At 65.1% G+C, this 15,648-nt stretch carries 18 protein-coding genes; 7 read left to right on the top strand and 11 right to left on the bottom strand.

What is annotated here, in order from left to right:
• Nucleotides 1-19: 19 nt before the first annotated feature.
• Complete coding sequence (locus tag K3758_RS05810; protein WP_259948592.1) at nucleotides 20-1,108, top strand: Zn-dependent alcohol dehydrogenase; 1,089 nt, start codon at nucleotides 20-22, stop codon at nucleotides 1,106-1,108.
• A 17-nt stretch (nucleotides 1,109-1,125) separates the two neighbouring features.
• Here K3758_RS05810 and K3758_RS05805 read toward each other — a convergent pair whose 3' ends face one another.
• The 4 genes from K3758_RS05805 to K3758_RS05790 all read right to left on the bottom strand — a co-directional run bounded on the left by K3758_RS05805 (nucleotide 1,126) and on the right by K3758_RS05790 (nucleotide 5,255).
• Nucleotides 1,126-2,403, bottom strand: coding sequence for a glycerate kinase (locus tag K3758_RS05805; RefSeq protein WP_259948589.1), 1,278 nt, complete (start codon nucleotides 2,401-2,403; stop codon nucleotides 1,126-1,128).
• Between the two features lie 47 nt (nucleotides 2,404-2,450).
• Nucleotides 2,451-3,440 (bottom strand): glucokinase, encoded by a 990-nt coding sequence (locus K3758_RS05800; protein ID WP_259948587.1) that lies wholly within the window; start codon nucleotides 3,438-3,440, stop codon nucleotides 2,451-2,453.
• Between the two features lie 122 nt (nucleotides 3,441-3,562).
• Nucleotides 3,563-3,781 carry a hypothetical protein gene (locus K3758_RS05795; protein ID WP_067935872.1) on the bottom strand — a complete coding sequence of 73 codons (219 nt, stop codon included), beginning with the start codon at nucleotides 3,779-3,781 and terminating at the stop codon, nucleotides 3,563-3,565.
• Between the two features lie 115 nt (nucleotides 3,782-3,896).
• On the bottom strand, nucleotides 3,897-5,255 hold the full coding sequence (locus K3758_RS05790; RefSeq protein WP_259948579.1) for a formimidoylglutamate deiminase: 1,359 nt from the start codon (nucleotides 5,253-5,255) through the stop codon (nucleotides 3,897-3,899).
• Between the two features lie 86 nt (nucleotides 5,256-5,341).
• Between K3758_RS05790 and hutI the strand changes: the two genes are divergently transcribed.
• Genes hutI through hutU form a run of 4 tightly spaced genes read left to right on the top strand, consistent with a single transcriptional unit; the run spans nucleotide 5,342 to nucleotide 10,546 of the window.
• Nucleotides 5,342-6,550 (top strand): imidazolonepropionase, encoded by a 1,209-nt coding sequence (hutI, locus tag K3758_RS05785; protein ID WP_259948577.1) that lies wholly within the window; start codon nucleotides 5,342-5,344, stop codon nucleotides 6,548-6,550.
• The gene (gene hutH / locus K3758_RS05780; RefSeq protein ID WP_259948575.1) at nucleotides 6,547-8,085 is read left to right on the top strand and encodes a histidine ammonia-lyase; all 1,539 of its coding nucleotides are present in this window, start codon (nucleotides 6,547-6,549) and stop codon (nucleotides 8,083-8,085) included. Before hutI ends, hutH begins: the two co-directional genes overlap by 4 nt.
• Complete coding sequence (gene hutG, locus K3758_RS05775) at nucleotides 8,082-8,882, top strand: N-formylglutamate deformylase (protein WP_259948572.1); 801 nt, start codon at nucleotides 8,082-8,084, stop codon at nucleotides 8,880-8,882. Before hutH ends, hutG begins: the two co-directional genes overlap by 4 nt.
• On the top strand, nucleotides 8,879-10,546 hold the full coding sequence (hutU, locus tag K3758_RS05770) for a urocanate hydratase (RefSeq protein ID WP_259948570.1): 1,668 nt from the start codon (nucleotides 8,879-8,881) through the stop codon (nucleotides 10,544-10,546). The genes hutG and hutU overlap by 4 nt, the downstream gene beginning before the upstream one ends.
• 34 nt (nucleotides 10,547-10,580) lie before the next feature.
• Here the strand turns inward: hutU and K3758_RS05765 are convergent, their stop codons facing one another.
• The gene (locus tag K3758_RS05765; protein ID WP_259948568.1) at nucleotides 10,581-11,270 is read right to left on the bottom strand and encodes a GntR family transcriptional regulator; all 690 of its coding nucleotides are present in this window, start codon (nucleotides 11,268-11,270) and stop codon (nucleotides 10,581-10,583) included.
• A gap of 184 nt (nucleotides 11,271-11,454) precedes the next feature.
• Here K3758_RS05765 and K3758_RS05760 point away from each other — a divergent pair, with 184 nt between their 5' ends.
• Entirely contained in the window at nucleotides 11,455-11,976 is a 522-nt protein-coding gene (locus tag K3758_RS05760; protein WP_240791631.1) for a cell wall hydrolase, read from the top strand.
• Between the two features lie 3 nt (nucleotides 11,977-11,979).
• Here the strand turns inward: K3758_RS05760 and K3758_RS05755 are convergent, their stop codons facing one another.
• The 6 genes from K3758_RS05755 to K3758_RS05730 form a co-directional block, all read right to left on the bottom strand.
• Nucleotides 11,980-12,408: a YqaA family protein gene (locus K3758_RS05755; RefSeq protein ID WP_259949985.1), complete on the bottom strand. Its 429-nt coding sequence runs from the start codon at nucleotides 12,406-12,408 to the stop codon at nucleotides 11,980-11,982.
• Between the two features lie 126 nt (nucleotides 12,409-12,534).
• The gene (locus tag K3758_RS05750) at nucleotides 12,535-12,699 is read right to left on the bottom strand and encodes a hemin uptake protein HemP (protein WP_259948564.1); all 165 of its coding nucleotides are present in this window, start codon (nucleotides 12,697-12,699) and stop codon (nucleotides 12,535-12,537) included.
• A gap of 5 nt (nucleotides 12,700-12,704) precedes the next feature.
• Nucleotides 12,705-12,881 (bottom strand): hypothetical protein, encoded by a 177-nt coding sequence (locus tag K3758_RS05745; RefSeq protein ID WP_161487453.1) that lies wholly within the window; start codon nucleotides 12,879-12,881, stop codon nucleotides 12,705-12,707.
• Between the two features lie 163 nt (nucleotides 12,882-13,044).
• Entirely contained in the window at nucleotides 13,045-13,362 is a 318-nt protein-coding gene (locus K3758_RS05740) for an antibiotic biosynthesis monooxygenase (RefSeq protein WP_259948560.1), read from the bottom strand.
• 11 nt (nucleotides 13,363-13,373) lie between these two features.
• The gene (locus K3758_RS05735) at nucleotides 13,374-14,135 is read right to left on the bottom strand and encodes a ChaN family lipoprotein (RefSeq protein WP_259948557.1); all 762 of its coding nucleotides are present in this window, start codon (nucleotides 14,133-14,135) and stop codon (nucleotides 13,374-13,376) included.
• A complete protein-coding gene (locus tag K3758_RS05730; RefSeq protein WP_067935896.1) occupies nucleotides 14,132-14,386 on the bottom strand; it encodes a hypothetical protein in 255 nt (84 codons plus the stop codon). Before K3758_RS05730 ends, K3758_RS05735 begins: the two co-directional genes overlap by 4 nt.
• Nucleotides 14,387-14,820: 434 nt before the next feature.
• Between K3758_RS05730 and phnC the strand changes: the two genes are divergently transcribed.
• A complete protein-coding gene (gene phnC, locus K3758_RS05725) occupies nucleotides 14,821-15,615 on the top strand; it encodes a phosphonate ABC transporter ATP-binding protein (protein ID WP_120350549.1) in 795 nt (264 codons plus the stop codon).
• Nucleotides 15,616-15,648: the final 33 nt, after the last annotated feature.

Raw genomic sequence — 15,648 nt, 5'->3', positions numbered from 1 at the left:
AAGTGAAAGGGACAGGCCATTGCAAACCATCAAAGCCGCCGTCTGCCATGCCTTTGACAGCCCGCTGAGCGTCGAAGACATCCGCCTGCAGGCACCACAATCCGGCGAGGTCGAAGTGACCTTGGATGCCGTGGCGATCTGCCACTCCGACATCCTGTTTGCCGAAGGCGGCTGGGGCGGCACCCTGCCTGCCGTCTATGGCCATGAGGCCGCAGGTCGGGTCAGCGCCGTGGGGCCGAATGTACAGGGGCTGGTCGAGGGCGACAGCGTGGTGGTCACCCTGATCCGCGCCTGCGGCAGCTGCCCCAACTGTGCCTCGGGTCAGCCGACGATCTGCGAAACACCGCAAGCGCCCGAAGGGCCGCTTCAGACCGCAGAGGGGGCACCGCTTTTTCAAGCCATGAACACCGGCGGTTTCGCCGAAAAAGTGGTGGTCGACCGCTCGCAGGCCGTGAAAATCTCGCATGACATCCCCAAAGACGCCGCCTGTCTGATCGCCTGCGGCGTGATCACCGGCGTGGGCGCCGTGGTCAATGCAGCGGGCCTGCGCGCAGGCCAAGATGTGGTGGTGATCGGCGCGGGCGGGGTCGGCCTTAATGCCATCCAAGGGGCGCGCATCGCGGGCGCACGGCGGATCGTGGCGGTGGACATGACCGAAGAAAAGCTCGCCATCGCCCGCGAATTCGGCGCGACCGACACCGTGCTCGCGACCGAGGAAAAACCGTGGCGCACGGCCTTCAAGGCCATGGGGCGCGGGGCGGATGCCGTGATCGTCACCGTCGGCGCGATCCCCGCCTATGAAACCGCGCCGCGCTACCTTGCGGCCGGGGGCCGGGTGATCATGGTCGGCATGCCCCACAGCGGGGCCGAGGCCAGCTATGAGCCGGTGGTCCTAGCCGCCTTGGGGCAAGGTATGGTCGGCTCCAAAATGGGCGACGTGGTGATCCAGCGCGATATCCCGTGGATGGTCGACCTTTACCTTCAGGGCCGCTTGCAACTCGACAGCCTGATCTCCGGGCGCTGGCGGCTGGATCAGATCAACGAGGCGATTGCCGACACCAAGACCGGCGCTGCGAAACGCAACGTGATTGTCTTCGACCGCACCTAGGCTGGCGCAGAACCGGCTCAGCTTTCGGGTAGATCGCCGATCAGCAGGGCGCGGAAATCATTCACATTGGTCCCGGTGGGGCCGGTGTGAAACAGGGCGTCTACCGCCGCAAACGCGCCGTAGGCATCGTTGTGTTGCAAGGCGCGGCGCGGGTCCACCCCTGCCGCGCGCATCGCGCCCGCCGTGCCCGGCGCGACGAATGCGCCCGCGTTATCCTCTGACCCGTCGATGCCGTCGGTGTCCGCCGCCAAGGCGGTGATGCCTTCTTGCCCGTCGAGCGCCAGCGCCAAGGACAGCGCGAATTCACTGTTGCGCCCGCCGCGCCCCTTGTGGCGCAGGGTGACCGTCGTCTCTCCGCCTGAGAGCAGCACCAGCGGCGCGGGATGCGGGAAACCGCTTTGTTGCGCCTGCCGGGTGAGTGCGGCATGCACCAGCGCCACCTCGCGCGCCTCGCCTTCGATCGCGTCCGACAGTATCCATGCGGTCACCCCCCGCGCCTGTGCCGCCTTGGCCGCCGCGCTGAGGGACAGACCCGCAGAAGCAATAACATGCGTGGCTGTCTTGCTGGGCGCGTCTTGCGCAGGCTGCTGCGCGGCCTTTTGCAGAAAACCCATGCAACGGGGCGGCAGTTCCAGCCCCCGCGCGGCCACCTCCTCCAACACCTCCGCCGCGGCCCGTCGCCCCGGCACCGTAGGGCCAGAGGCCACGGCCCCCGGATCATCCCCCGGCACATCCGAGACGACAAGGCTCACCACCTGCGCGGGATAGGCCAGTTCCGCCAGACGCCCGCCGTTCACCGTGCTGAACTGTTTGCGGATGTCATTCATCACCGAGATTGGCGCGCCTGAGGCCAGAAGCGCCGAGTTCAACGCCTGCAAATCCTCTAGCGTCAGCCCCTCGGGTGGGGCGGGCAAAAGCGACGACCCGCCGCCGCAGATTAGCGCGATCACCTGATCCTCCGGCCCCAGCCCGCGCAGCGCATCCTGCAAGGCGCGGGCGGCCTCGATCCCGGCCTGATCGGGCACCGGATGGGCGGCCTCCAACACCTTGATGCGCTCACAGGGCGCACCATAGCCATAGCGGGTGACCACGACACCATCATAGGGATGCGGCCAGAGCGCCTCGAACGCCTGCGCCAATTGCGCCGCCCCTTTGCCCGCGCCGATCACCACCGTGCGGCCCTTGGGGGGCGGCGGCAGCCTGTCTTTCAAGATCAGCCGCGGATCGGCGGCGGCGACGGCGGTGTCGAACAGGTTGGCCAAGAACTGGCGTTTCGGATCATTGAGGTTGGACATAGGGCACTCCGGCTGCTGCGGCGATCATGGGGGCGCGGAGCCTGCTGTCAATCCGGCAGGGGGCGATCGTGCTGCACAAACAGACAGTTGCGCGCCCCCATGAGGCCAAAGTCGGGGTCATTGCACAGGCCCAAGGGGAGCGCCGCGCGCCATTTGCTGTGCCGCCCGCCCGCGTTGAAGGCCGCGAGGAAAGCATTATCCAACATCCAAGGGTTCTGCTGCGCCACCCCCCCCGTGATGAAAACCCCACCGCGCGCGCCCAAGACCAGCCCCAAATCCCCCGCGACTCCGCCAAGATATCGCGCCATCAAGGCCACCGCCCGGCAGGCACTCGCGTCCTCCTCAGCCTTGGCCGCGGCAAAGATCGCCGCCGCCCCCTCCAGATGCGCCGCCTCGCCGCGTGCGGTTGCGATGGCGCGGTACCAATAGGGGATGCCGGTGCCCGACAGGATCGCCTCGGCCTCGACCGCCAGCGCGTCGCCCATCTGGACCTCGGGCCAAAGCGCGATCAGGGCTTCGAAATAGGCCACTTCCTCGGCGCTATGGGGGGTGAGCCGCAGATGCCCGCCTTCGCCCGGCACCGCCGTGGGCCGCGCCCCTTGCCAGACCAAAGACCCCACGCCCAAGCCCGTCCCCGGTCCGATGATCACCCGCGCGCCCGGTTGCGGCGCAGGGCCGCCCTGAAGAAAGCTCACCTTGGCCGCGTCCAGCGTGGCCAAGGACCAGGCCGCCGCCTCGAAATCATTGAGCAACAGCACCTTGCAGGAGGCCACATCACAGGCCCGCGCCAGATTATCGCGCGAGACGCTGCGCGCGGCGTTGGTCATGCGCACTTGCCCATCGACAACAACCCCGGCCACCGCCACCGCGACCCCCTCGGGCGCGCCGCCCATCTCGCTACAAAGCGCCGCACAGGCGTCTGGCAATGTGGTCAGCCCATCGGTGCGATGCGTGCACCGCCGCACCACCGCGCCCGCCGGGTCCACCGCCGCAAGCCGCAGGTTGGTGCCGCCGATGTCCCCTACAAGATACCACATATGTCTGCCCCGTTACCCTTGTTTCCGGTGCAAGATGGCCCGCCCGCGCGACCAAGGCAAACAACAAAAAACCCGGAAGCAGTGGCTTCCGGGTCTTGGCGGTCAATGCTGTTGGCTGGGGGTCAATCGGGTGCGACAGGCACGGTTGCCGTATCATCGCCCTCAATCGCGGTGCCATCGTCGACGATCACCTCGTCTTCGGTGCCGGGGGCGGTGGCGACTTCCTCGCCCGTCCAAAAGACAATGATGCCGATGCCAAAGATCACGACAATCGCCATGCCGATCAGCGGCCACTTGTGACGGCTTTCCTGCTTTTTCAGATTTGTGTCTGGTGGACTCATGATCCGCTCCCTTTCGCTGGCTTCGGGCTATGCCGCGCAACACCACGCCGCGCGCGGCCCTTGTTAGGGGGCAAACCCGGCAGGCCGCGGCAAAGTTCCCGGAAGCTGGAAGGTTTCACAAAAGCGCCGTCAACTCTGCCATGGCGCGCCGGTAGCCCGCCACGATCCGGTCACGCTGCCGGTGCCGCCCGCCCGTCACCGCATGACGCCCCGCCGACCACAGATCCGTCACCACCCGATCCTTCGCGGCAAAGACCAGACCGTCGAGCAGTTGCGCGGGCCGCAGCGCACAAAGCGCCGGGTCTTGGCTGTCGATCGCCATCAGATCGGCCCATGCGCCCACTGCAATCTCGCCCGCTCCCCGGCCAAGCGCCTGCGCACCACCGCGCGCGGCCCCGATATAAAGCGTCTCCCCGACCGAGCCTTCGCCCGGCACCATCACGTTGCGCGCCAGATCGCGCAGGCGTTGGGAGTACTCCAAAGTGCGCAACTCTTCGGTCAATGAAATCAACACGTTGGAATCCGACCCAATGCCAAACTGCCCCCCAGCAGCGAGGTAGCCCGGCCCGTTGAACGGCCCATCGCCCAAGTTCGCCTCCGTCACCGGGCAGAGCCCCGCGACCGCGCCGGTGCGGGCCATGGCCGCCGTCTCTGCTTCGGTCATGTGGGTCGCATGGATCAGGCACCAGTTCTCGTTCACCTCAGCGTTCGCCAGCAACCAGTCCACCGGCCGCGCGCCGAGCCAGTCCGAGATGTCTGCGACCTCCTTGGGCTGTTCGGCGATGTGGATATGGGTCGGCACCTCGGGATGCGCGGCCAGCACCTCGGCCAATTCCGCCGGGGCTGTGGCGCGCAGCGAATGCGGCGCGATGCCCACCCGGCAGTCTGGGGGGAGATCAGCCACCGCCCGTTTCGCCCGCTCCACCAGCGCGTTGAACTGCGCCACCCCATTGCCAAAACGCGCCTGACCCGCCTGCAAGGGCACCTGCCCCGCGCCGCCGTAGGTATAGAGCACCGGCAAATGCGTTAGCCCGATCCCCGTCTCCGCCGCCGCCGCCGCGATCCGGGTCGAAAGCTCCCCCAGATCATCATAGGGCGTGCCGCCGGGCTGGTGATGCAGGTAATGAAACTCGCCCACGCTGGCAAAACCCGTCTCTTGCATCTCAAGGAAAACAAAGGCGGCGATGGCCTCAATATGCGCGGGCGTGAGATGGGCGGTAAAGCGGTACATCAGGTCGCGCCAGGTCCAGAAACTGTCTTTCCCCGCCATCCGCCCCTCGGTCATCCCAGCCATGGCGCGTTGAAAGCTGTGGCTGTGCAGGTTGGCGAGCGCGGGCAGCAGGGTCTCGACGCGGCTGTCGTCAGGATGCGGCGTTTGTCCGGTCTGCACCGCCGTGATGCGGCCCTCGGCAACCGTAATCCGAACGTCCCGCGCCCAGCCCTGCGGCAGTTTTGCGTGTTTTGCGAAAATCATTTGACGGCCTTTCGGTTTTTTATGTATAGACATATAACAATTAAAACCGCGTTAGAAAAGTGAAACCTTAGGAGGAGGCGATAGAGATGGCAGAGCACGAACGGGTCTTGATCGACCTCACCGCCGCGACCCTAGACGGCGCAGAACCCTATGGAATGATTGAGAATGCAGCGATTGCGATTGCCGGGAGCCAGATCGCATGGGTCGGCCCACGCGCTCATCTGCCACGCACCTACCGCGACCAGCCGACAGAATCGCTCGGCCACCGCCTCGTCACCCCCGGTCTGATCGACTGCCACACCCATATTGTCCACGGCGGCGACCGCGCGCGGGAATTCGAGATGCGCCTCGAAGGAGCCAGCTACGAAGAAGTCGCCCGCGCCGGGGGCGGCATCGTTTCAACCGTCACCGCCACCCGCGCCGCCAGTGAAGCCGACCTGCTGGCGGATGCCCTGCGCCGCGTCGATGTGTTGATCGCCGAAGGCGTCACGGGGATCGAGATCAAATCCGGTTACGGTCTGGATATCGACACCGAGCTGCGCATGCTCCGCACCGCACGCGCCGTGGGCCAGCAGCGCCCGATCCGAGTGCGGACGACCTTCCTCGGTGCGCACGCCACGCCAGCCGAATACGCAGGCCGCGCTGACGCCTATATCGACGAAGTCTGCCTCCCCGCCCTGCGCGCCGCCCATGCCGAGGGGCTGGTCGATGCGGTCGACGGGTTCTGCGAGGGCATCGCCTTTCAGCCTGCCCAGATCGCCCGCGTTTTCGACGTGGCGCGGGAATTGGGGCTGCCGGTGAAACTCCATGCCGAGCAACTGTCGAACCTTGGCGGCGCGAAACTCGCGGCCTCCTATGGCGCGCTGTCGGCGGATCATATCGAATACCTCGACGAGGACGGCGTGAAAGCGATGGCCAAGGCGGGCACCGTCGCCGTCATCCTCCCCGGCGCGTTTTATACCCTGCGCGAAACCCAAGCGCCCCCGATTGATCTGCTGCGCAAACACGGCGTGCCGATGGCGCTGGCGACGGATATCAACCCCGGGTCGTCGCCGCTGAACTCCCTGCTGCTGACGCTCAACATGGGCTGCACCCTGTTCCGCATGACGCCCGAAGAGGCGCTGCGCGGTGCCACGCAACATGCCGCCCGCGCGCTTGGGCTGGACGGCTGCGGCATGATCCGCCCCGGCCTGCGCGCCGACCTCGCCGTTTGGGATATCAAACACCCTGCCGAGCTTGCCTATCGCATCGGCTTCAACCCGCTTCACTCTCGCATTTTCGGAGGCCAATCGTGACCACCCTGACCCTCACCCCCGGCGCGGCCACCTTGGACGATCTGGCCCGCATCTACCGCGAAGAGGCATCGGTGAGGCTCGACCCCGCCTGCCGCCCAGCGATTGAACTGGCCCATGCGCGCATTGCCAAAGCGGTGGCGGGCGAGGATGCCGTCTACGGCGTGAACACCGGTTTCGGCAAGCTCGCCTCGGTCAAGATCGCCTCAGATGACACGGCCACCCTGCAACGCAACCTGATCCTGTCGCATTGCTGCGGCGTCGGCCCGGCGATCCCGCGCGGCCATGCGCGGCTCTTGATGGCGCTCAAACTTCTGAGCCTTGGGCGCGGCGCCTCGGGCGTGCGGCTTGAGGTCGTAGGTCTTATCGAAGCCATGCTGGAGCGTGGCGTGACCCCGGTGATCCCGGCGCAAGGATCGGTCGGTGCCTCGGGCGATCTGGCCCCCTTGGCCCATATGGCCGCCGCGATGATGGGCCACGGCGAGGCGGAAATTGAGGGCCGCGTCATGCCGGGCGGCGCGGCACTGGCCGCCGCTGGTCTCACCCCGCTGGAGTTCGGCCCCAAAGAAGGGCTGGCGCTGATCAACGGCACGCAGTTTTCGACCGCCTTCGCGCTGGCGGGGCTGTTTGACGCATGGCGGGCGGCAAACTCGGCGTTGGTGATATCGGCCCTGTCGACGGACGCGATCATGGGCTCCACCGCGCCGCTGCAACCCGAAATCCACGCCCTGCGCGGCCATCGGGGCCAGATCGAGGCGGGCGAGACGATGCGCGCCCTTCTCGACGGCTCGGAAATCCGCGAAAGCCATGTGGCGAATGACGCCCGCGTGCAAGACCCCTATTGCATCCGTTGCCAGCCGCAGGTGACCGGGGCCGCGATGGACGTGCTGCGCATGGCCGCCCGCACGCTTGAGGTCGAAGCCAACGCCGCCACCGACAACCCGCTGGTGCTGGTCGGCGCGGACCTGATCGTCTCAGGCGGGAATTTCCATGCCGAGCCGGTGGGTTTTGCCGCCGATATGATCGCATTGGCCGTGGCCGAGATCGGCGCCATCGCGCAGCGCCGCGTGGCGCTGATCGTCGACCCGGTGCTCAGCTTCAACCTGCCGCCCTTCCTCACGCCAAACCCCGGCCTCAACAGCGGCTATATGATCGCCGAAGTCACCACCGCCGCCCTGATGAGCGAGAACAAACACCTCGCCAATCCTTGTGTCACCGACAGCACGCCGACCTCGGCCAACCAAGAGGATCACGTCAGCATGGCCGCCCACGGCGCGCGGCGGCTGGGGCGGATGATCGACAACCTCAACCGTATCTTGGGGGTCGAGTTGCTCTGCGCCGCGCAGGGCATCGACTTCCGCGCGCCGCTGACGACCAGCGAGACCTTGCAGCGTGTGGTGACACGGGTGCGCAAGGATGTCGCGACGCTGGATGAGGACCGCTACCTCGCCCCCGATCTGGAACGCGCGGCACAGATGGTGGCCGAAGGCGAGATCACCCGCGCGGCCTCCCTCGACATGCCGGAGCTTTCCACATGACCCCGGTAGAGATCACCCGCGGCGAGAGCCCCATCGTGCTTGGCCTGCCGCATACCGGCACCGATCTGCCCGACACGGTGCGCCGCGATCTGAACCCGCGTGGGCGCGAATTGGCGGATACCGACTGGCATATTCACCGGCTTTACCAAGGGTTGCTGCCCGGCGCGACCACCGTGCGCGCGACCTTTCACCGCTATGTGATCGACGCCAACCGCGACCCTTCGGGCGCATCGCTCTACCCCGGCCAAAACACCACCGGGCTGGTGCCGCTGACCGATTTCGACGGGCAGGACATCTGGACAACTCCGCCCGACGACGCCGAGATCGAGACCCGCCGCGAGACATTCCACACGCCCTATCACGCGGCGCTTGAGGCGGAACTGGCCCGCGTCCGCGCGTTGCATGGCGTGGCGATCCTCTATGACTGCCACTCGATCCGCTCGCTGATCCCTTTCCTGTTTGACGGCCCCCTGCCCGATTTCAACATCGGCACGAACCTCGGCACCACCTGCGCGCCCGAAATCGCAGCCGCCGTCGCGGATATCTGCGCCACCGCGCCCGGCTATACCTCCGTCACCAACGGGCGTTTCAAAGGCGGCTGGACCACCCGGCACTATGGCCGCCCCGCCGAAGGGCTTCACGCAATCCAGATGGAACTGGCGCAGAGCAGCTACCTCAGCGCCGAAGCCCCGCCCTGGCCCTATGACCCTGACAAGGCCGCGCGACTGCGCGCCCATCTGACCGACATCCTGACAACTCTGGCCGCGATGGCCCCGACCCTGAAAGGCACATCATGAGCGATCCGCGCAAGAACACCCGTGACATCTATCCCGCCACCGGCACCGAGCTTTCGGCGAAAAGCTGGCTCACCGAAGCGCCCCTGCGGATGCTGATGAACAACCTGCACCCGGACGTGGCCGAGAACCCGCATGAGCTGGTCGTCTATGGTGGCATCGGCCGTGCGGCACGGACGTGGAAGGACTATGACCAGATCGGCGCCTCGCTCCGCGCGCTCGAAGACGACCAAACGCTGCTGGTGCAATCGGGCAAGCCTGTCGGTGTATTCAAGACCCACAAAGACGCCCCGCGCGTGCTGATCGCCAACTCCAACCTCGTGCCGCATTGGGCAAATTGGGACCACTTCAACGAGCTCGATAAAAAGGGTCTGGCGATGTACGGCCAGATGACCGCGGGCTCGTGGATCTACATCGGCTCCCAAGGCATCGTGCAGGGCACCTATGAGACATTTGTCGAGGCGGGCCGCCAGCATTATGGCGGCGATCTGACCGGCAAATGGATCCTCACCGGCGGGCTTGGCGGCATGGGCGGTGCCCAGCCTTTGGCGGCGGTGATGGCCGGGGCTTGTTGCCTCGCGGTGGAGTGCAATCCCGACAGCATCGATTTCCGTCTGCGCACAAAATACGTCGATGAAAAAGCCGAAACGCTCGACGAAGCGCTGGCAATGATCGAGCGTTGGACCGCTGCTGGAGAAGCGAAATCCGTGGCCCTCTTGGGCAATGCCGCCGATGTCTTTCCCGAACTGGTGAAACGCGGCGTGCGCCCCGATATCGTCACCGATCAGACCAGCGCCCATGACCCGGTGAACGGTTATCTGCCGCAGGGTTGGAGCATGGCCGAGTGGCGCAAGAAACGCGAGAGTGCCCCCAAGGCGGTCGAACGCGCCGCCCGCGCCTCAATGAAGGTACAAGTCAAAGCGATGGTCGATTTTCACGCGGCGGGCATCCCCACGGTCGACTATGGCAACAACATCCGCCAGATGGCGCTGGAGGAAGGGTTAGAGAACGCCTTTGATTTCCCCGGCTTTGTCCCTGCCTACATTCGTCCGCTGTTCTGCCGGGGTGTGGGGCCGTTCCGCTGGGCGGCGCTGTCGGGCGATCCGGAGGATATTTACAAGACCGATGCCAAGGTGAAGGAAATCCTCTCCGAAGATACGCACCTGCACAACTGGCTCGACATGGCCCGCGAGCGTATTTCCTTCCAAGGTCTGCCCGCACGGATCTGCTGGGTGGGTCTCGGCGTGCGCCACAAGCTCGGTCTCGCCTTCAACGAGATGGTCCGCACTGGCGAGCTAAGCGCGCCCATTGTGATCGGGCGCGACCACCTCGACAGTGGTTCCGTCGCCTCGCCCAACCGCGAGACGGAGGCGATGAAAGACGGCTCGGATGCCGTGTCGGATTGGCCGCTGCTGAACGCGCTTTTGAACACCGCCTCGGGCGCGACATGGGTATCTCTGCACCACGGTGGCGGGGTCGGCATGGGCTTTTCGCAGCACTCCGGCATGGTGATCTGCTGTGACGGGTCCGAAGACGCCGACCGTCGCATCGAACGGGTGCTGTGGAACGATCCGGCGACGGGCGTGATGCGCCATGCGGATGCGGGCTATGACGCGGCGCTTGATTGCGCGCGCGAACATGGGCTGAACCTGCCGGGCATCCTTTGAGCGCCATGTGCCGCTGCCCTCGGGCGGCGGCGCATCAATAGCGGGTCGTCAGCCGGTGACCGGGGCGATGGGACAGGCGCACATAGGTCACCGCCTGCCCCTCCCACCAAGTTGACCGCTCTACCGTGAAAACCGGATCGCCCAAAGCGCAGCCGAGATACTCACTCAGCCGCTGATCGGCCAAACCGGCGGAGAGGCTGATCTCAACATCCGAAAAAGGTATTGCCGAGATCAGCCATTCGTTTGGCCCCACCTCTGCGAAATCCTCTTCTCGTGCCTGCGGCAAGGTCGCAAGGTTGATCCAACGATCCTCGTATTGATAGGGATCGCCATCGGCGTAATGCATACAGACCAGATGCAGCGCCTCGCTGCCTGCGGTCAGTTTCAGCCGCGCGCGCAGCCAGTCCGGCGCAGGCTCGACCGCGTGGCTGACCAGCGAATAGCGATAATCAGCGCCCTTCTCTTCGATCTCGGCCCGGACCAGCGGAATGTCGAAGCGCGCCTGCCGCACCGGGGCCATGCGCACCCGCGTCCCGGCTTTGCGGCGGCGTTCGATAAACCCTTCGTCGGCCAATTCGCGCATGGCACGGTTGACCGTCGCGCGGGCGCAGCCATAGGTCTCGGCCAGATCGACTTCATTGGGCACAAGACTGCCCAGAGGCCATTCCCCCTTGGTGATCTTTGACAGGATGTCGGTTTTCACATCCCGGTAGGTGACTTTCATAAGAACGGCCCTGCTGGGTTCATGACTGTTTTATCAAGCATTACACTAGATCAATCGTCAGCCCAAGCGCCCCCGCGCGCCCCACCCGGAGAGAAACCGCCTGAGCCGGGGCGCGGGTCTTGCCTCGCCCCGCGTTTGCTGGAAAATTGCCCGCCACCTGCCCCCTCACCCAGAAAGGCCGCCCATGCGCGTTCAGCCCCCGAAAATCCGCACCGCCGCTTTGATGCTGGGCCTTGGCCTGCTCGCCGCTTGTGGCGGTAAGCAGACCGAAGTGGTCGCGGTCCCGGTGGGTGAGGTGGAGTGTATGGCGCGGGCGATGTATTTCGAATCCAACCGCTCCAGCCGCGACGGGATGGTCGCCGTGGGCACGGTGGTGTTGAACCGAGTCCATTCCGAAGCCTTCCCCGATACGGTCTGCGGGGTGGTCGGCCAGCGCAATCAGTTCGCACCGGGCGTGATGACGAAACCGATGAGCGATCGCGGGGCCCCGCTGGCCCGCGCCACCGCGCTGGCGGTGCTTCAAGGTGAGCGTCACCCCAAGGTCACCCGCGCGAAATTCTTCCACGCCGCGTGGTACAATGCCAATTACAACAACATGCATTACGTGGTGACCGCAGGCGGCAATGCCTTTTACGAAAAGCGCCGCCCGGCCCTTGTGACCACGCCCAACCCGCTGCCGCCCCTCGAAGGGATCACCCCGCTCTAAGCGTCACAGACCCCCGCGCGCGAGCAGGATCAGCACCAGATAGCGCCCGCCTTTGGCAAGGGTGACAATCAGCAAAAAGCGCCAAAGCGGTTCGCGCATCATGCCCGCAGCCAAGGTCAGCGGATCGCCGATGATCGGCACCCAACTGGCCAGCAGGCTCCAATACCCCCAGCGTTGATACCAGCCAGAGGCCCGCCCCATCTGCCGCGCCGAGAAGGGAAACCAGCGGTGATCGGCAAAATGGCTGAGGTAGCGCCCCAGCAGCCAGTTCAGCAGCGAGCCCAGCACATTCCCCAGCGTCGCCACCAGCCACAACAGCGCCGTGGCATGGGCACCCGACCACATCAGCCCCAAAAGCACCGCTTCGGATTGCGCGGGTATCAGCGTCGCCGCCAGCAGCGCCGCGAAGAACAGGCTCAGCAGGGCCAGCATGTCAGCGGCGAAGGACGGAAAAGGCGAAAAGGCCGGGCATGGCGCGTCAGTAAAGACGCCGTGGCGTGAGGGCAAGCCGCAGCCGCGCCTTAGGCGTTCCGCGCCGCAGTTGGGCAGCCGCGCGGCCTATTTCGTCAGGATCAATTTCCCTGCCCGTGTGATGCGCAGCGTATAGGTTTGGCCGTCCAGCACAATATTGGCCGTCGAGCCATTGGGCACCAAGGCACGCGCATCATGCACGGCGTCTTCGACCGGTTGGCCTGCGGGCAAGGGATCGGGCAGCTTTTGCATCAGGCTCATCCTGCGTCCCCCATCTGGCGGGCGCGTTGCAGATCGATGAGGTGCTCAAGGCCAAAGCCATCGCAGGGCGCAGTATCGTTGCTACCAAGCGCGATATCGCGCCAGCTGTTGTTGGATTGCGTCTGTAGCCGGGCATGGGCCATTGGCTCGGGCGTGGTCACGGGTGTCCTCACGGGGGCGGGCTCCTTTCCATTGACATCCGGGCTTCCGACGCGCGGTGGCTTGGACGGTTTCGGCGTAAAGTCGTTCATACCCCGGCCAAAATACCGGGCTCTTATAACGGCTACTTAATCCGATTATTTTAGTCAAGTATAGAAAAGCCCGGCCTGCCCCGCGTCAGACTGCTTCGATTTGCTGAATGGTACGGAAGCCTTCGAACCGCGGCGCGCCTTCGTGCAGCTTGCGGGTTTGCCCCGCCCGCGCATGCGCCGCGCGAAAGGCGTCGCTGGTGGTCCATGCCCGAAAATGCGCTTCGCTTTCCCAAATGGTGTGCGAGGCATAGAGGATCGTCCCCTCCTCCTCTGGCCCTTTGAGCATGTGGAAGGACACGAAGCCCTCCGTCTCTTTCAGATGGCTTTCACGGTTCAGCCAAAGCTCTTCGAAAGCGGCGGCATTCTCGGGCAGTACGGTGAAACGGTTCATGGCAAGGTACATGGGCGGGTCCTTTAATTCTTGGTCAGGGCGCTACAGGGGTCTTCGCGCTTGGCGGGCGGGATCAGGCGGGTCTCGTCAAATGGCATCTCTGTCTGTTTTTCAACAAAGCCGATGGCATGGGTCGTGACCTCGGGGGCCGCTTGCGCGATCAGCGCGGGAATGCCCCAATCGGTGCGGGCATGGCCGTTGCCGGTAATCACGGCCACGGGCGGGCCGTAGGTCTCGAGCGCTTCGAGCGCCGCGTGCGCGAATGTGGCGTCGCGGTAGCGTTGCACGGCGACCATGCCGCCCATCATGTCGCGCGGCATGGCCCGGCAATGGGCGGCGAACTGCACCTCGATGCGGGCCGATTGCTGCTCGTCGGGCAGCGGTTGATCAAGGCCAAAGCGCGCCGCTTCCGGCCCGAAAAGAGCGGCTGCGCCCTCAAGATACACACTGCGCACCGCCTCGCGGGGGGCGGCGGCACCGATGATCCGGGCTTCGCCCAAAGCATCGAAGATCGGCGCGTAGATGTCGAAATCCTGCCAACCGCTTGCCGCCCAAGCCTGCGCGATCTGGCTGCGATCGGCATCGGCCTTTGCCCCCTGCGCGGCGGTGAGCATCTCGAACACGACGGCAGTGGGGCGCAGCGTCTCCAGCGCGGCGGCCTGTTCGGAATGGGCATGGGAGTTGTCATGTACCTCCCCCAAAATCACGATCTCGGCGAGGGGCTCGGCGCCCGCGGGCAGCGCGAGCCAGAGCAGCAAGGCGGCGCAGCGGGTCTTACCGCTCACGATTTGCGCTCATCCGTGTCGGTTTTCACTTCGGGATCGTTATAGTCGTTGGGGTCAAAATCGTCGGGGTCGAAGGGGTCTTCGTCTTCGGCGATGCCGCTGACATGGGTGGTGCCGCTTTCTTCATCGAAAACCAGCCCATAGTTCGCCTTGCCCTCGCTTTTGTAGCGCCGGAACTCGTGGATGCCTGCGTAGACAAAAACCAATGTGATCGGCAACAGAATCAAAAATGCGATAATCTGGGCGTCCATAAACGCGCTCCTTTAGATGCTTGTCGGGGGCCTGTATCACCGAAGGGGGCGCGGCGGGGTGGCGCTGCGCGACCGGTGATCCGGCCAAAGATATTACCGTCCGCCGCGCGGGGCTGCGCGGTCAGACCCGATGCGGCCCTATCCGAACCGCCCTGTAAGAGAAAGCATTAATCCGGGGGCTTTGTTCCGCAAGCTCTATTTGACTGGCCCTTGTTTTATTGAGGTTGGCTGGCTCTTGCGCCGCACATTCCCCAGCCTGCGTACTGCCCCGCGGTTGGGCAGCCTCGCCGTTCCACCGCCTATAAAACAAGCACAAACGCCTGCCCCTAGACAGCCGTTCCCGAAAAAACCGCGCGTTACAAAAGCTTCGTCAAACTTAAACATTCGTGACATTCACCGCTGCGATAGCTCGCCCCGCAAACCCCGGGGGACTTATGCTCGTCATTTCTGAACTGACCAAAACATTCGGCGCGAACACAGCGGTGGCACGCGCCAATCTGCAGGTCGACAAGCCGCAGATGATCGGAATCATCGGACGCTCCGGCGCGGGGAAATCCACGCTGCTGCGGATGCTGAACCGGCTGACCGATGCCTCCTCTGGGCAAATCTTGTTTCAAGGGCGCGATGTGACCGCCCTGCGCGGGGCGGCCCGGCGTGGCTGGCAGGCGGAATGTGCGATGATCTTTCAGCAGTTCAACCTCGTCCCGCGGATGGATGTGGTGTCGAACGTGCTGCACGGCACACTCAACCGCCGCTCGACGCTGAGCAGCATCTTCAACCTCTACCCCGATGCCGACATCACCCGCGCCATCGAAATCCTCGACCGGCTGGGCATCGCACAGCACGCGCCCAAACGGGCCGAGGCGCTTTCCGGCGGGCAGCAACAGCGCGTCGCCATCGCCCGCGCCCTGATGCAAGACCCGCAGATCATTCTGGCCGATGAGCCCATCGCCAGCCTCGACCCGATGAACGCGCAGGTGGTGATGCAATCGCTGCGTCGCATTCACGAGGAAGACGGCCGTATGGTCATCGCCAACCTTCACACGCTGGATACCGCGCGCCGCTACTGCGACCGCGTGGTGGGAATGCGCGACGGCAAGATCGTATTTGACGGCACGCCCGAGCAGCTGACCACCAGCATGGCCCGCGAAATCTACGGCGCAGACAGCAGCTTTTCCGAAGCCGCCACCTCAACCGAGATCGAAACGCTGGACAAGGTGCCAGCCTGACACGACCCGCCCCAAGGGGCATATTTTCAAACT

This window comes from Sulfitobacter sp. W002 (assembly GCF_025142135.1).
GTDB classification, from domain to species: Bacteria; Pseudomonadota; Alphaproteobacteria; order Rhodobacterales; family Rhodobacteraceae; genus Sulfitobacter; species Sulfitobacter profundi.
Note: the sequence above shows the minus strand (reverse complement) of the source record. Positions and strands in the feature narration are given on the sequence as shown.

What these genes read in the sequence shown, in the direction of transcription:
- K3758_RS05805 (WP_259948589.1), bottom strand. Translation starts at nt 2,403, where the DNA reads ATGTCCAACCTCAATGATCCGAAACGCCAGTTCTTGGCCAACCTGTTC.
- K3758_RS05800 (WP_259948587.1), bottom strand. Translation starts at nt 3,440, where the DNA reads ATGTGGTATCTTGTAGGGGACATCGGCGGCACCAACCTGCGGCTTGCG.
- K3758_RS05795 (WP_067935872.1), bottom strand. Translation starts at nt 3,781, where the DNA reads ATGAGTCCACCAGACACAAATCTGAAAAAGCAGGAAAGCCGTCACAAG.
- K3758_RS05790 (WP_259948579.1), bottom strand. Translation starts at nt 5,255, where the DNA reads ATGATTTTCGCAAAACACGCAAAACTGCCGCAGGGCTGGGCGCGGGAC.
- hutI (WP_259948577.1), top strand. Translation starts at nt 5,342, where the DNA reads ATGGCAGAGCACGAACGGGTCTTGATCGACCTCACCGCCGCGACCCTA.
- hutG (WP_259948572.1), top strand. Translation starts at nt 8,082, where the DNA reads ATGACCCCGGTAGAGATCACCCGCGGCGAGAGCCCCATCGTGCTTGGC.
- hutU (WP_259948570.1), top strand. Translation starts at nt 8,879, where the DNA reads ATGAGCGATCCGCGCAAGAACACCCGTGACATCTATCCCGCCACCGGC.
- K3758_RS05765 (WP_259948568.1), bottom strand. Translation starts at nt 11,270, where the DNA reads ATGAAAGTCACCTACCGGGATGTGAAAACCGACATCCTGTCAAAGATC.
- K3758_RS05760 (WP_240791631.1), top strand. Translation starts at nt 11,455, where the DNA reads ATGCGCGTTCAGCCCCCGAAAATCCGCACCGCCGCTTTGATGCTGGGC.
- K3758_RS05755 (WP_259949985.1), bottom strand. Translation starts at nt 12,408, where the DNA reads ATGCTGGCCCTGCTGAGCCTGTTCTTCGCGGCGCTGCTGGCGGCGACG.
- K3758_RS05750 (WP_259948564.1), bottom strand. Translation starts at nt 12,699, where the DNA reads ATGCAAAAGCTGCCCGATCCCTTGCCCGCAGGCCAACCGGTCGAAGAC.
- K3758_RS05740 (WP_259948560.1), bottom strand. Translation starts at nt 13,362, where the DNA reads ATGTACCTTGCCATGAACCGTTTCACCGTACTGCCCGAGAATGCCGCC.
- K3758_RS05730 (WP_067935896.1), bottom strand. Translation starts at nt 14,386, where the DNA reads ATGGACGCCCAGATTATCGCATTTTTGATTCTGTTGCCGATCACATTG.
- phnC (WP_120350549.1), top strand. Translation starts at nt 14,821, where the DNA reads ATGCTCGTCATTTCTGAACTGACCAAAACATTCGGCGCGAACACAGCG.